This window comes from Streptomyces sp. NPDC001156 (assembly GCF_053598275.1).
In genome coordinates this window covers 155,651-169,346 of record NZ_JBSFJX010000003.1, presented here as the reverse complement: position 1 = coordinate 169,346, position 13,696 = coordinate 155,651, and the positions used below count along the sequence as shown (strand labels likewise).

Sequence of the window (13,696 nt, the reverse complement as noted above, 5' to 3'; positions counted from 1 at the left end):
CCATGCGCACTCGTAGAGCCGCTCTCGCCGCGACAGCCGCAGCCGCCTCCCTCGCCCTGACCCTGTCCGCCTGCGGCCAGAACAGCGAGGGCGGCAGCAAGGAGGACAAGGGGAGCGCCAAGGGCGGCACCATCGGCATCGCGATGCCGACGAAGTCCTCCGAGCGCTGGATCTCCGACGGCAACAACGTCGTCAAGAACCTCCAGGCCAAGGGCTACAAGACCAAGCTCGTCTACGGCGAGGACGACCCGGACACCCAGGTCTCGCAGATCGAGAACCTGATCACCCAGGGCGTCAAGGGCCTGATCGTCGCGGCCATCGACAACAAGTCGCTGAACAACGTGCTCCAGGAGGCCGCCGACGCCCACATCCCGGTCATCGCCTACGACCGGCTGATCCTCGGCACCAAGAACGTCGACTACTACGCCTCCTTCGACAACACGAAGGTCGGCGAACTGCAGGCGGGCTACATCGTCGACAAGCTCGGCCTGAAGGACGGCAAGGGCCCCTTCAACATCGAGCTGTTCGCCGGCTCCAACGACGACAACAACACCAAGTACTTCTTCAACGGCGCGATGAGCGTCCTGAAGCCGTACATGGACAGCAAGAAGCTGGTCGTCCGCTCCGGCCAGACCGCGCTCAACAAGGTCACCACCCTGCGCTGGGACGGCGCCACCGCGCAGAAGCGCATGGACGACATCCTCACCTCCTCGTACAAGAGCCAGAAGGTCGACGCCGTCCTGTCGCCGTACGACGGCATCTCCATCGGCGTGCTGTCCTCGCTGAAGTCGGACGGCTACGGCAGCAAGAGCAAGCCGCTTCCGGTCGTCACCGGCCAGGACGCCGAGCTGGCCTCGGTGAAGTCGATCATCGCCGGTGAGCAGACGCAGACCGTCTACAAGGACACCCGCAAACTCGCCGAGGTCGCCTCGACGATGGTCGACGACGTCCTGGCCGGCAAGAAGCCCGAGGTCAACGACTCCAAGACCTACGACAACGGAGCGAAGGTCGTCCCGTCGTACCTGCTGCAGCCGGTGAGCGTCGACAAGACCAACTACGAGGAGACCCTGGTCAAGGGCGGCTACTACACCGACGCCGAGCTCAAGTGACCCCGCGGCCGTACCCGACCCCACACTGATTGGAAGGCACGACCATGGCGGGACCCGTCCTGGAAATGCGCTCGATCGTCAAGACCTTTCCCGGCGTCAAGGCGCTGTCGGACGTCACCCTGACCGTCCGTCAGGGCGAGGTCCACGCCATCTGCGGGGAGAACGGCGCCGGGAAGTCCACCTTGATGAAGGTGCTCTCCGGCGTCCATCCGCACGGCACCTACGAAGGCGAGATCCTCTTCGAGGAGGAGATCTGCCGCTTCAGGGACATCCGGGCGAGCGAGCAGCACGGCATCGTCATCATCCATCAGGAGCTGGCGCTGGTGCCGTTCCTGTCCATCGCCGAGAACATCTTCCTCGGCAACGAGCACGCCACGCGCGGTTTCATCAACTGGAACGACACCCTCAAGCACGCCACGGAACTGCTGCGCCGCGTCGGTCTCGACGAGCACCCGGAGACCCGGGTCGCCGACATCGGCGTGGGCAAGCAGCAGCTGGTGGAGATCGCGAAGGCGCTGTCGAAGTCGGTGAAGCTGCTCATCCTCGATGAGCCGACGGCGGCCCTGAACGACGAGGACAGCGGCAAACTCCTCGATCTCATCCTGGAGTTGAAGAACCAGGGCATCACCTCGATCATCATCTCCCACAAGCTGAACGAGATCCGCCGGGTCGCCGACTCGGTGACCATCCTGCGCGACGGACGCACCATCGAGACGCTCGATGTGAAGGCACCGGAGACGACCGAGGAGCGGATCATCGCCGGCATGGTGGGCCGCGACCTCGACCACCGCTTCCCCGAGCGCACTCCGCACGAGGCCGAAGAGGACGCGGCCCCGGCGCTGGAGATCCGCAACTGGACGGTGTTCCACCCGATCGACCAGCAGCGCAAGGTCGTCGACGATGTGTCGATCCAGGTGCGGCGCGGAGAGATCGTCGGCATCGCGGGACTGATGGGCGCCGGGCGCACCGAGCTGGCCATGAACGTCTTCGGGCGCGCCTACGGCCGCTACGCGAGCGGCACGGTGCTCAAGGACGGCCGGGAGATCCGTACGAAGACCGTCGCCGAGGCGGTCGGACACGGCATCGCGTACGTCACCGAGGACCGCAAGCACTACGGACTGAACCTCATCGACACGATCAACCGGAACATCTCGCTGACCGCGCTGAAGAAGGTGGCGAAGCGGGGCGTGGTCGACGAGCACGAGGAACGGCAGGTCGCCGAGGGCTACCGGAAGTCCATGAACATCAAGGCGCCGACCGTCTTCGAGCCGGTGGGCAAGCTGTCCGGAGGCAACCAGCAGAAGGTCGTCCTCAGCAAGTGGATCTTCTCGGGGCCCGATGTGCTGATCCTGGACGAACCCACGCGCGGTATCGACGTGGGCGCCAAGTACGAGATCTACACGGTCATCGACCGGCTGGCCGCCCAGGGCAAGGCGGTCGTCTTCATCTCCTCCGAGCTGCCGGAGCTGCTCGGTATGTGCGACCGCATCTACACGATGGCCGCCGGAAGGCTGACCGGTGAGGTGCCGCGGGCCGAGGCCACGCAGGAAGTGCTGATGCGCCATATGACGAAGGACAAAGAGGTGACGCGATGAGCGCCGATGTGACCGCGAAGACCCCGGCCCCCGCGCCGCCGGGCAGAAGCGGATCGGCCGGCGGCGAGGGTCTGCTCCAGCTGATGCTGAACGGTCTGCGCCGCAACATGCGGCAGTACGGCATGCTGATCGCGCTCGGCCTGATCGTCGTCCTCTTCGAGATCTGGACCGGCGGGGACCTGCTGCTGCCGCGCAACGTCTCCAACCTGGTGCTGCAGAACAGCTACATCCTGATCCTCGCGATCGGCATGATGCTGGTGATCATCGCGGGGCACATCGACCTCTCGGTCGGTTCGCTGACGGCGTTCGTCGGCTCGTTCGCCGCCGTGCTGACGGTCAGCCATCATGTGGCGTGGCCCCTCGCCCTGGTGCTGTGCCTGCTGGTGGGCGCGGTGGCGGGCTCGGTCCAGGGGTTCCTGATCGCGTATCTCGGCATACCGTCGTTCATCGTCACCCTCGCCGGGATGCTGTTGTTCCGCGGTCTGACGGAGATCCTGCTCAAGGGGCAGACCCTCGGCCCGTTCCCGGACGGGCTGCAGAAGATCGGCAACGGCTTCCTGCCCGAGGCCGGCCCGAACACCAACTACCACAACCTCACACTGCTCCTCGGCCTCGTGCTGATCGCGGCCGTGGTACGGCAGGAGATGCGGGACCGGCGGCGGCAGCAGGAGTTCGCCCTCGACGTGCTGCCCGGGCGGCTGTTCGCGCTGAAGCTCGTCGCACTGGTCGCCGCGGTGTTCGTCCTGACGCTGCTGCTCGCCAGCTACAAGGGTGCCCCGATCGTGCTGATCATCCTCGGTGTCCTCGTGGCCGGCTACGGCTATGTGATGCGCAACGCCGTGTTCGGCCGCCACATCTACGCGATCGGCGGCAACCTGCCGGCGGCGAAGCTGTCCGGCGTCAAGGACAAGCGGGTCACCTTCCAGGTGTTCCTGAACATGGGCGTGCTCGCGGCCCTGGCGGGTCTGGTGGTCGCGGCCCGCCTGAACGCGGCCTCACCGAAGGCGGGTGTGAACTTCGAACTCGAGGCGATCGCCTCGTCGTTCATCGGCGGCGCGTCCATGAGCGGCGGTGTGGGTACCGTCCTCGGCGCGATCATCGGCGGTCTTGTCCTCGGCGTGCTGAACAACGGCATGAACCTCCTCAGCGTCGGCACCGACTGGCAGCAGGTCATCAAGGGCCTGGCCCTGCTGGTGGCGGTCGGCTTCGACGTGTGGAACAAACGCAAGTCCGGTTCGTGAGCCGGCAAGGCCCCCACCCGGCGGTGGGGGCCTTGCGCTTCCTCGTGCGACCCGTCCCCGACTCGCCGGGCGCGTGACGCACCACCAGCGGGAACGGTTCCCGAAGACACACCTCTTTCACATCAGTTGAACACCGCCTCCCGCGCATCCGTATGAAAGGGCGGCCCGTGCTCCCCCCCTGCACGGGCCACCTGAAAGTCGACGGGCCCGGTCGTCCCCACCGGGCCCGCCTCATACGGAGGTTCCATGGCCGACAACGTCACCTCGCTCTTCCGCAGCACCGCAGCGCACAGCCCCTCGATGGCAGCGCTGACGCGGGAGGGTGGCGACGGTACCGGCCCGGTGGACTTCTGCATCCCGTGCAACCCGTACTTCCCCACGTCCGCCATGTTCGACGAGATGGCGACGCGGCTGCGCGAGATCGTCACCTACTACCCGAGCAGCGCCGACACGATCACGGCCGAGCTGTGCAACCTGCTCCAGCTGCCGCCGCAGTGCGTGGCGATGGGCAACGGCTCGACCGAGCTGATCACCTGGATCGACCACCTGCTGGTCCGCGAGTCCCTCGCCGTCCCCGTCCCCACCTTCGGCCGCTGGACCGACCAGCCGATGGAGACCGGCAAGCGCGTCGACATGTTCCCGCTCCAGGAGTCCAGCGGATTCGCCCTGGACCTGGCGCAGTACGCCGAGTTCATCCGTAGACGCGGCACCCGCGTCGCCGTCGTCTGCAACCCGAACAACCCCGACGGCGGGTTCGTGCACCGCCAGGCGCTCGTGCAGTTCATGGACGCGATGGCGGATCTGGACCTGGTGGTGATCGACGAGTCGTTCCTGGAGTTCGCCGACGCCGAGAACGAACCGAGCGTCGTCCAGGACGCCGTGATGCGCCCTAACGTCATCGTGCTGCGCAGCCTCGGCAAGAACTTCGGCCTGCACGGCATACGGTTCGGCTATCTGGTCGCCAACCCCTCGCTCGCGGGCAAGGTCCGCTCGATGCTGCCGAAGTGGAACCTCAACTCCTTCGCCGAGCACGTAGTGTTCATGCTGAAGGAGCACGCCTCCGAGTACATGGAGAGCCTGCACGAGGTCCGTCGGGATCGCCTGGACATGTCCCGCCAGCTCTCCCAGCTCCCCGGCCTGACGGTCTACCCGTCGCAGGGCAACTTTCTCTTCGTGCGCCTCCCCGTCGGCGCCGAGGGCACCGTGGTCAGGGACCGGCTGCTGACCGAGCACCGGATCCTGGTCCGCGAGTGCGGCAACAAGATCGGTTCATCCAGCCGCTTCCTGCGGCTCGTGGTGCGCCCCGAGGTGGACGTGCGTCGCCTGGTGTCCGCCATGGAGCAGGTGCTCTACGGGACCAGGAGAGGAGCCGCCGTGCCCGAGCTGAGCACAGGGACCAGCTACAGCTCGGGCACGGCGGCGGTGGACCGGCTCGTCAGCCAGACGAACGGGGCCGGTGTCATGGGGCTCGCCTCCCAGGCCGCGTCGATGCCGCTGGCCCCGGGCTCGGCCCCGGCGCCCGCCCCGGCCCCCATGCCCGCGCCGGCTCCGCTGCCGACGCCGGCCGCCCCCATGCCGGTACCCGTGCCCATGCCCGCTCCCATGCCGGCACCCGCGCCGATGCCGGTACCGATGCCCGCCCCGGCAGCCGCCGTCCCCATGGCCCCCGCGACGCCGCCGGGGGTCGCTCCGGCCCCCGCGACCGGCTTGCAGCCCGTTCCGCAGACCGGTCTGCCCGGGCTGGCGGCTGCCGCGCAGAACCGGCGCGGCATGCCCGCCGCGGGCGGCCTCACGGCCGCCCAGGTCCGCGGCCGCACCCAGCCGGAGCCGGTCCCCGAGCCGACCGGCTGGCCGGCGGCGGGCGCGATGTACAACCAGGTCGGCTGAGCCGCCCCTCACCCCCACCGACCCTCCGCCGCCCAACCGGCCCGAGCCGGACGGGTGCCGTGTGCCCGCAGAGACGCCCCGGGCCGGCCGGACTGCTCTGCCGAGGGCTTCCACCCGCCCGGCAGATCGATCTCGACGCGCACGGTCTTGCCGGGGGGCGGCTCGCGGTCCAGCACCTCCCACCGGTCGGCGAGCGCGTCGACGAGCACAAGCCCGCGGCCGCTCTCCGCCAAGGCGGCCGGTGACCGCACCGCGCCGGGCGCCGGCGGGTGCGGCGGCCCGCTCCGGGTGTCGCTCACCTCGATCCGGACACTGCCGGTGACCAGGGACAGCCGCAACTCGAAGTCCCTGCCGGGTACGCGGCCATGTGTCACCGCGTTCGCGGCCAGTTCGGCGACGATCACGGCAGCGGCCTCGGAGGTGTCCGTCCCGTGCGGGACGCCCCAGGTGTGCAACTGGTTGAGCGCGAGGTGGCGGGCCAGCCGGGCGCCGCGCGGGGTGGCGCTGAGGCGCTGCACGAACACACGTGCAGTAAACGGGTCTTGGGGAGTGGGAGGTGCGGTCATGCGCCCAATCTGGCGGGCGGGAGGGGCACTTCACCAGGTCGACAGCGCGTACGCTGCGGCAGCGTACGCGTTCACCGACTGGACAGTACCAGTTACTTTCCGTGACCATGGCCGCGGGAGGTGGCCTACGGTGTTGGATGGCGCGACGGGTGCGGGCGGAGAGCCGGAGTCCTCGGACAGTCTGCGGACGTTCGGGGCGGTGGTGCAGGCGTTACGAGAGCACGCGGGGCTCAGCCGGCACCAGTTCGGCGAACTGGTGCGGTTCTCCAAGCACACGGTGGCGTCCGTGGAGCTGGGGCGCCGGATGCCGGACCCGGCCTTCGTGGAGCGGGCGGAGGAGGCCCTCGGGAACACGGGGGCCTTACGGAAGGCGGCGGGCCATCTGGCACGGCAGCCGGGGCTGGCGGCGTGGTTCCGGCAGTGGGCACGGCTGGAGACGGTGGCGGTCAGTCTGTACACGTACGAGTGCCGGGTACTGCCGGGCCTGTTGCAGACGGAGGGATACGCGCGTCAGTTGTTCGTGGACCAGTTGCCGCTGCTGGAAGACGAGCAGATCCAGGTGCAGTGGGAGGCCCGGGCAGAGCGGCAGCGCCTGCTTCGGGACCGACCCAGCACTGCGTTCAGCTTCATCCTCGAAGAGCACCTGTTCCTCCGGCGCACAGGTGGGGTGGACGTCACGCGTCAGCTCATCGATCGCGTACTGGCGGCCTCCGAACTGCGCAACGTCGAGATCCAGGTCATGCCGTTGGTGCGGGCGTCCCATGCCGGACTGCACGGGCCCATGCAGCTGCTGGAAACCCCCGACAACAAGTGGCTCGCCTATACAGAGGCTCCGGAAAGCGGCCAGCTCATCGCCAACTCCAAGGTGGTCAGCGTGCTCCAGCAGCGCTATGCCAGGATGCGTGCGCAGGCTCTCACCCTCGAAGACTCCGTGAGTCTGTTGGAGCAGATGCGAGGAGCGCTATGAGCACGCCCGAACTGGCCTGGTTCAAGAGCAGCTACAGCAGCGGCTCCGGGGACGACTGCGTCGAAGTCGCCCTCTCCTGGCACAAGTCGAGTTACAGCAGCAGCGGTTCCGGCGACTGCGTCGAGGTCGCCCTTTCCCCCGCCACCGTCCACGTCCGCGACTCCAAGGACGCGTGCGGCCCCCGCCTCACCCTCTCCCCCGCCGCCTGGACCGACTTCCTCTCCTTCGCCGCACAGGCCTGACCTCTGCCTTTGACCTGCCGCACCTCGCGTCGGCGACCCCATGAACGAACATGTTCGTCACGAACTTGTTCGCGGCGAACATCCGGCGACGGCCGAACTCCTGGGCGGGGGGATGATGTTCTCGCTCGCCGACGGCAGGGGCTTCCTCACGCACCTGGAGACCGACGGCTCGATCCACGCGTACGTGGCCTTCAAGGCCCCCGAGGACTGGCTGCCCGGCATCGACTTCACGGACCCGGCCGCGGCCAAGGCGAAGCTGCTGGGGTATTTCGAGGGCTGGGACGACCGGTTGCGTGCTCTCGTCGCCGACGCGGACGGCACGCCGACCCCCCGTCAGATCCACGCCCTCCCGGTCGGCCACAGCTGGAACCGCACGCCCGGAGTGACCCTTCTCGGCGACGCGGCCCACCTGATGTCGCCGTTCGCGGGCGAGGGCGCGAACGCGGCGATGCAGGACGGCGCGGAGCTGGCTACGGCGCTCGCCGGGCACCCCGGCGACCCCGAAGCCGCACTCTCCGCGTACGAACACGCCCTGTTCCCGCGCGCCGAGCGGGCCGCCGCCGAGTCGGCCGAGGGCCTCGCTCTCCTGTTCGGCCCGGACCCCGTACGGAACCTGGTCGCGATGATGGGCGGCGGCGCCTCGTAGCCCGGAGTTCCGGTCAGGGGTTCTCCCAGGCCGCGGGTTCCTCGGCCAGTGCCCGCACCGGGGCCGGCAGCGTGCCCGTCGCGATGTCCGCGAGGGTGACGCCCTCCAGGATGCGGCGGACGTTCGCCCGGACCGCGACCCACAGCGGCAGCAGCGGCTCCGCGGGTCCGGTGTAGGCGAGCCGGTTCGGGCGTTCGCCGCGCACCGAGACGATCGGGCCGTCCACCGCGCGGATGACGTCGGCCACGGTGATCGCGTCGGCCGGGCGCGCCAGCCGGTAACCGCCGTTGCCGCCGCGCCGGCTGTCGACCAGGCCACCGCGGCGCAGATCTCCGAGGATCCCCTCCAGGAACTTGTGCGGGATGCCCTGCGCGGAGGCGACCGTCTCCGCCTTCACCGGATCACCGCCCTGACGCACGGTCAGCTCCAGTGCCGCCCGTACCGCGTAATCCGCCCGTGCCGAGATCCTCATACGCTCATTGTGATGCCTGTCACCGGCCACAATGTCGGCAGCCGCGCCCGTGAGGAGACTGTCCTGGTGTTGAGCAGACGTACCTTCAGCGCGCTCGTCGGCACCGCCGCGCTCGGCCTTTCGCTGGGCGGGAGCGGTGAGGAGTGCGCCGCCGTCACCGCGCCGACCGGTCCTATCCCCGAGCCGCCGGGTGCGGACGGGCGGGACCACTCGGTGGGCTTCGACAAGTACTCGATGATCGTCGACGGCAGACGGGTCGTGCTGTGGTCCGGCGAGGTGCATCCGTTCCGGCTGCCGAGCCCTTCACTCTGGCGGGACGTCCTGCAGAAACTGCGCGCCCACGGCTACAACACGATCAGCGTCTACGTCTCCTGGAACTACCACTCCCCCGCCCCCGGCAGATACGACTTCACGGGCGTGCGCGACCTCGACCTGTTCCTGCGCACGGCCGCCGAGACGGGGCTGTACGTGACCCTGCGCCCGGGCCCGTACATCAACGCCGAGGTGGACGCGGGCGGCTTCCCCGGCTGGCTGACCGCCACCGAGGGCACGGCCCGCACCGCCCACCCCACGTACCTGAGGCATGTGGACGAGTGGCTGACCGCCGTGAACCGGATCGCGGTCCGGCACCTGTACACCAAGGGGACCGGCACCATCGTCCTCTACCAGCTGGAGAACGAGTACGCGAACCACGTCACCGAGGCGACGGGCCGCGACTACATGGCCCACCTCTACCGGAAGGTGCGCACGGACGGCGTCGACGTGCCGCTCTTCCACAACGACAAGGGCAGGAACGGCCACTGGGCGCCCGGCACCTTCGACACGGGCGGCGAACAAGGGCGTTGGCTGTACGCCTTCGACGGCTACCCCTCGCCGTTCCAGACGCCCCCGGACTGGGGGTACTTCGGCCCCGGAGGGACCAAGGGCGGGTCGACCGCGAGCCCCGACACCCCTGGATTCCTGGCCGAGTTCGGGGGCGGCTGGTTCGATCCGTGGGGCGGCGCCGAGTTCGACGGCGAGGGGTACGCGGAGTCGCGCCGCACCCGGGACGCGGCCTACGAGCGGCGGTTCTACCTGACCAACCTCGCCAACGGCATCAAGGTCCACAACGTCTACATGACCTTCGGCGGCACCTCGTGGGGCTGGCTGCCCGCGCCGGTCGTCTACACGTCGTACGACTACGGGGCCGCCCTGGACGAGGCCCGGCAGCCGACCGCCAAGCTGGTCCCGATGCACCAGCTCGGCCATCTGCTCCGCAGCGTGCCGGATCTGGCCAAACTCGACCGCGCCGAGGACATCGATGCCGGCGGCGGTCCGGGCCTGAGGGCCTATCACCTCGTCAACCCCGACACCAAGGCGCACGTCTACGTGCTGCGGAACGACACCTCCACCGAGGCCGTCGCCGCCGTCCCTCTCTCCGGGACCACCGTCCGCGTGGCCCTCCCCGGCCGCGACGCCCGGCTACTGACCACCGGCCTCTCCCTCGGCCCGCGCACCCTGCGCCACTCCACCGCCCAGCCCATGCTGTACCTGACCGCGGGCCGCCAGGACGTCGCCGTGTTCACGGGCCGCTCCGGCGAGGCGACACAGACCGTCCTGGAGTGCGCGAGCAAACCGTCCGCCACCGTGCTCGAAGGCGAGGCCCTGTACGGGTACCGGGACGGGGCGCTGCACGTGGACGCCCGGCTCGGCGGTCTCGCCCGGGTGCTGGTGGAGGGCGCAGGAGTGCCGCGACCGCTGCTGCTGCTCCTCGCCGACGACCAGACGTCCGTACGCCTGTGGCGCCATGACACCCCGTCGGGCTCCCTCCTGGTGTACGGGCCCGCGCTGCTGCGCACCGCCGTCCTGCGCGGCACGGCCGCGCACCTGACCGGCGACACCGTCGAGGAAGCGGACCTGGAGGTGTGGGTACCGCGCGGGGTGACGGAGGTCGTCTGGAACGGACGGCCCGTGCCGGCACGCGTCACCGCCTCCGGCAGCCTGCGCGCCACCCGGCCGCTGCCGGGTGCGGGACCGGTCCGGCTGCCCGCGCTGAGCGGGTGGCGGCGGAAGGCCGAGAACCCCGAGTCGGCCGCCGGCTTCGACGACTCGGCATGGCGGACGGCCGACCTGACGTCCTCCTACAGCACGACACCCGTGCCCGCGGGAGCACCCGTCCTCTTCGCGGACGACTACGGCTTCCACTACGGGGACGTCTGGTACCGGGGCCGCTTCGAGGACGCGGCGGACGCCGAGTCGGTCTCGCTCTCGTATGTCACCGGCACTCAAGGGCTGCTGATGGCGTGGCTGGACGGAGAGCCGCTGGGCACGCACCGGATGCCCGTGCCGGACAAGAAGACGGTGCGGCAGGCGACATGGGCGGCGACGGCGACGTTCCCGCTCCCGCCGGAGAAAGGGTCCGCAGTGGGCAAGGAGAAGGGGTCCCACATCCTGTCCGTCCTCGTCCGCCGGATGCAGCACGACCAGGACGGCCGGGCCGACGACACCCACAAGGCGGGACGGGGACTGGTCTCCGTCACCTTCGGCGGCGCGTCGCCCAGGGTCGGGTGGCGGATCCAGGGCGGGACGGCACCCGATCCGGTGCGCGGTCCGCTCAACAACGGCGGGCTGTACGGGGAGCGGCACGGCTGGCATCTGCCCGGCTTCGCGGACGGCGACTGGCAGTCCGTCGCCCTGCCGCGGGCCGAGCGGCTACAGGGCGTGGTCTGGTACCGGACCGGATTCCGGCTCGCGGTCGATCCCGGGACGGACGCGTCGATCGGGCTGACCCTCACCGACGAGCCGACCCGCGCCTACCGGGTGCAGATCTTCCTCAACGGCTGGAACATGGGCCAGTACATCAACGACGTGGGTCCGCAGCACACCTTCGTGCTGCCGAACGGGGTGCTCGACACCCGGGGGGAGAACACGCTCGCTCTGGCGGTCCTCTGCGACGGGACGACGCCATCGGGCCCGGGGGCGGTGGAGCTGACGCTGCTCGGCCGGGCGTCCGGAGGAGTCCCGGTCACCCGTGTGGACTCTCCCGGCCCGACGGGCGCGGCCTAGACCGCCGTCCCGCGGGGCAGCACGGCATGGGCGATGCCGGTGAGGTTGCCCTGCAGGATGAGGATCTCCCTCTGGCCCGATCCGTCGAGGCCGGCGGCGTAGACGTTCCCGGCCAGGTCGGTGATGTACATATGGCCGCCGTCCGGATCGAGGGCGATGCCGATGCCTTCCATCAGGTGGGTCATCAGGATCTCGGACGTCCGCCGGCCGCCCCGCGGGTCCGTCGGAGCGCGGTTCACGGTGTTGCCGCGCGGCGGGTCCCCGCGATCCGTCCAGTACAGCATGTGCTCGGCGAGGTCGAGTTCCAGGTCGATGGGCTCCGGGAGCCGGTCGAACAGCACCTCGATGTCGCCGCGTTCGGCCGGGCTCTCCCCTGCGGGCAGGTCGATCCCGGCCCGCAGGATCCTCCCGAGTCCGGCGTCGCTCGGGCCCTTCTGCGTCCAGTAGAGGTGTCCGGCGACCGGGTCGACCGTGACGCCCACGCACCACTTCGTCTCGTCGCGGCGGTCGTCCTCGCCCTGTCCTGCCAACACCAGGGTCTCGGGGTGCGAGCCGTCGAGGTCGCAGCGCATCACGCGCATGCCCTCGCGATCGCCCCAGTACAGCTTGCGGCCGGCGGCCTCGAGGTGGAGCTGCTTCGGCGTGTGGGTGACGCCGCTGGGCACGATCGTCGTCCGGTTGCCTCCGTCCAGGTCCACTCGTTCGATCGAGCCGTCGTTCTCCGGCGGGAGCCCCATGTTCGTCCAGTAGATGTGCCCGGCCACCACGTCGACGGCGACCCCGTCGGGGATCCTGCACCCGGTGACGAGGACCTTCTTGGCTGAGCCGTCGGGGTTCACGGAGAACAGGCGGCCGTCGCTGCTGGCCTCGAGCACGAACAGTCTTTCCTGACGCCGCGTCACGGTCCTTCCTCCGCCGGGCGACCGGCCGCGGCGGACGGTTCGTGCTCGGCCCGCACGGCCAGCAGGGCGCACAGCATCGCGTCCCGCCGGGCGTCCAGTTCGTCGACCGAGTGGCCGCCCGCCTCCTCCAGGACGCCGTTCACGATCGTCTCCCTGAGCTCGGGCGTGAACTCGGGAGTGCCCAGTTGCTGCCAGGACTCGACCATCCGCGGCATGAGGGTGTCCATGAAGTGCTGGATGCCGCCCTCTCCTCCGCCGAGATGCCACAGCAGATGGGGGCCCATGACCCCCCATCTGAGCCCCGGCCCCCAGGACACCGCGTCGTCGGAGTCCGCCACGTCGAGCACTCCCTCCTGGACCAGGTAGACCACCTCGCGGTACAGCGCGGCCTGGATCCGGTTGGCGACGTGCCCGGGGAGCTCCTTCTTGAGGTGAATCGGTTTCTTGCCGATGGCGGCATAGAACGACATGGCCTCCCGGATCGTCTCCGGCGCGGTCCTCGTCCCACCGACTACCTCGACCAGCGGGATGATGTGCGGCGGGTTGAAGGGATGGCCGATGACGGTCCGCTCCGGATGGCGGCACTCGGCCTGGATGGCGCTCATCGTGATGCCCGACGAACTCGACGCGATGATCGCGTCCGGCGGCGTGGCATCGTCGATGTCGGCGAACAGGCGGACCTTCAGCTCCGGGCGCTCCGGTGCGTTCTCCTGTACGAAATCGGCGTCTCCGAGTGCCTGGCGAAGGTCCGCGGTGAAGCTCAGGCGCTCCGGCGAGGCGTCGGGTGCGAGCCCAATGGAGGCCGCCGCGTCCCATGCCGCCGCCACGTACGACCGCAGGGCCGTCTCCGCGGTGGGGGCGGGGTCGGTCGCCGTGACGTCGAAGCCGCGGACGAGATAGTGCGTCGCCCAGCTCGCACCGATGGTGCCGGTCCCGACGATCGCCACGCGGCGGACGTTTCTGTGCGCATTCATGGGTGGTCACTGCTCCTGGAAGTCGTACACGGGCTGCGGGGGAAGGAATC

The 13,696-nt window shown here is 69.7% G+C and carries 11 protein-coding genes and 1 pseudogene; 8 read left to right on the top strand and 4 right to left on the bottom strand.

The genetic code is table 11. The features are described from left to right. The first annotated feature begins 2 nt into the window (after positions 1-2). The 4 genes from chvE to ACWDA7_RS03020 all read left to right on the top strand — a co-directional run bounded on the left by chvE (position 3) and on the right by ACWDA7_RS03020 (position 5,832). The gene (gene chvE, locus ACWDA7_RS03035) at positions 3-1,109 is read left to right on the top strand and encodes a multiple monosaccharide ABC transporter substrate-binding protein (protein ID WP_450602475.1); all 1,107 of its coding nucleotides are present in this window, start codon (positions 3-5) and stop codon (positions 1,107-1,109) included. A 44-nt stretch (positions 1,110-1,153) separates the two neighbouring features. Further along, on the top strand, positions 1,154-2,704 hold the full coding sequence (gene mmsA, locus ACWDA7_RS03030; RefSeq protein WP_450602474.1) for a multiple monosaccharide ABC transporter ATP-binding protein: 1,551 nt from the start codon (positions 1,154-1,156) through the stop codon (positions 2,702-2,704). Beyond that, positions 2,701-3,945, top strand: a complete 1,245-nt coding sequence (mmsB, locus tag ACWDA7_RS03025) for a multiple monosaccharide ABC transporter permease (protein WP_450602473.1) — start codon at positions 2,701-2,703, stop codon at positions 3,943-3,945. Before mmsA ends, mmsB begins: the two co-directional genes overlap by 4 nt. A 246-nt stretch (positions 3,946-4,191) precedes the next feature. Then, positions 4,192-5,832 carry a pyridoxal phosphate-dependent aminotransferase gene (locus tag ACWDA7_RS03020; RefSeq protein ID WP_450602472.1) on the top strand — a complete coding sequence of 547 codons (1,641 nt, stop codon included), beginning with the start codon at positions 4,192-4,194 and terminating at the stop codon, positions 5,830-5,832. A gap of 8 nt (positions 5,833-5,840) precedes the next feature. On the opposite strand, the gene ACWDA7_RS03015 is transcribed toward ACWDA7_RS03020, so the two are convergent. Next, entirely contained in the window at positions 5,841-6,398 is a 558-nt protein-coding gene (locus ACWDA7_RS03015) for an ATP-binding protein (RefSeq protein ID WP_450602471.1), read from the bottom strand. 130 nt (positions 6,399-6,528) lie between these two features. Here ACWDA7_RS03015 and ACWDA7_RS03010 point away from each other — a divergent pair, with 130 nt between their 5' ends. The 3 genes and pseudogenes from ACWDA7_RS03010 to ACWDA7_RS03000 form a co-directional block, all read left to right on the top strand. Beyond that, positions 6,529-7,365, top strand: coding sequence for a helix-turn-helix domain-containing protein (locus tag ACWDA7_RS03010; protein ID WP_450602470.1), 837 nt, complete (start codon positions 6,529-6,531; stop codon positions 7,363-7,365). Further along, complete coding sequence (locus ACWDA7_RS03005; protein WP_450602469.1) at positions 7,362-7,607, top strand: DUF397 domain-containing protein; 246 nt, start codon at positions 7,362-7,364, stop codon at positions 7,605-7,607. Before ACWDA7_RS03010 ends, ACWDA7_RS03005 begins: the two co-directional genes overlap by 4 nt. 79 nt (positions 7,608-7,686) lie before the next feature. Beyond that, a pseudogene (locus tag ACWDA7_RS03000) lies at positions 7,687-8,253 on the top strand (FAD-dependent oxidoreductase); the annotation flags it as partial. 13 nt (positions 8,254-8,266) lie between these two features. On the opposite strand, the gene ACWDA7_RS02995 reads toward ACWDA7_RS03000, so the two are convergent. After that, entirely contained in the window at positions 8,267-8,725 is a 459-nt protein-coding gene (locus tag ACWDA7_RS02995; RefSeq protein WP_450602468.1) for an RrF2 family transcriptional regulator, read from the bottom strand. A 63-nt stretch (positions 8,726-8,788) separates the two neighbouring features. On the opposite strand from ACWDA7_RS02995, the gene ACWDA7_RS02990 reads away from it, so the two are divergent. Further along, positions 8,789-11,770: a beta-galactosidase gene (locus ACWDA7_RS02990; protein ID WP_450602510.1), complete on the top strand. Its 2,982-nt coding sequence runs from the start codon at positions 8,789-8,791 to the stop codon at positions 11,768-11,770. On the opposite strand, the gene ACWDA7_RS02985 is transcribed toward ACWDA7_RS02990, so the two are convergent. Both ACWDA7_RS02985 and ACWDA7_RS02980 read right to left on the bottom strand, forming a co-directional pair. Further along, on the bottom strand, positions 11,767-12,672 hold the full coding sequence (locus tag ACWDA7_RS02985) for a 3-hydroxyacyl-CoA dehydrogenase (RefSeq protein WP_450602467.1): 906 nt from the start codon (positions 12,670-12,672) through the stop codon (positions 11,767-11,769). The two genes, ACWDA7_RS02990 and ACWDA7_RS02985, sit on opposite strands and share 4 nt — an antisense overlap. Beyond that, the gene (locus ACWDA7_RS02980) at positions 12,669-13,646 is read right to left on the bottom strand and encodes a 3-hydroxyacyl-CoA dehydrogenase NAD-binding domain-containing protein (protein ID WP_450602466.1); all 978 of its coding nucleotides are present in this window, start codon (positions 13,644-13,646) and stop codon (positions 12,669-12,671) included. Before ACWDA7_RS02980 ends, ACWDA7_RS02985 begins: the two co-directional genes overlap by 4 nt. Positions 13,647-13,696: the final 50 nt, after the last annotated feature.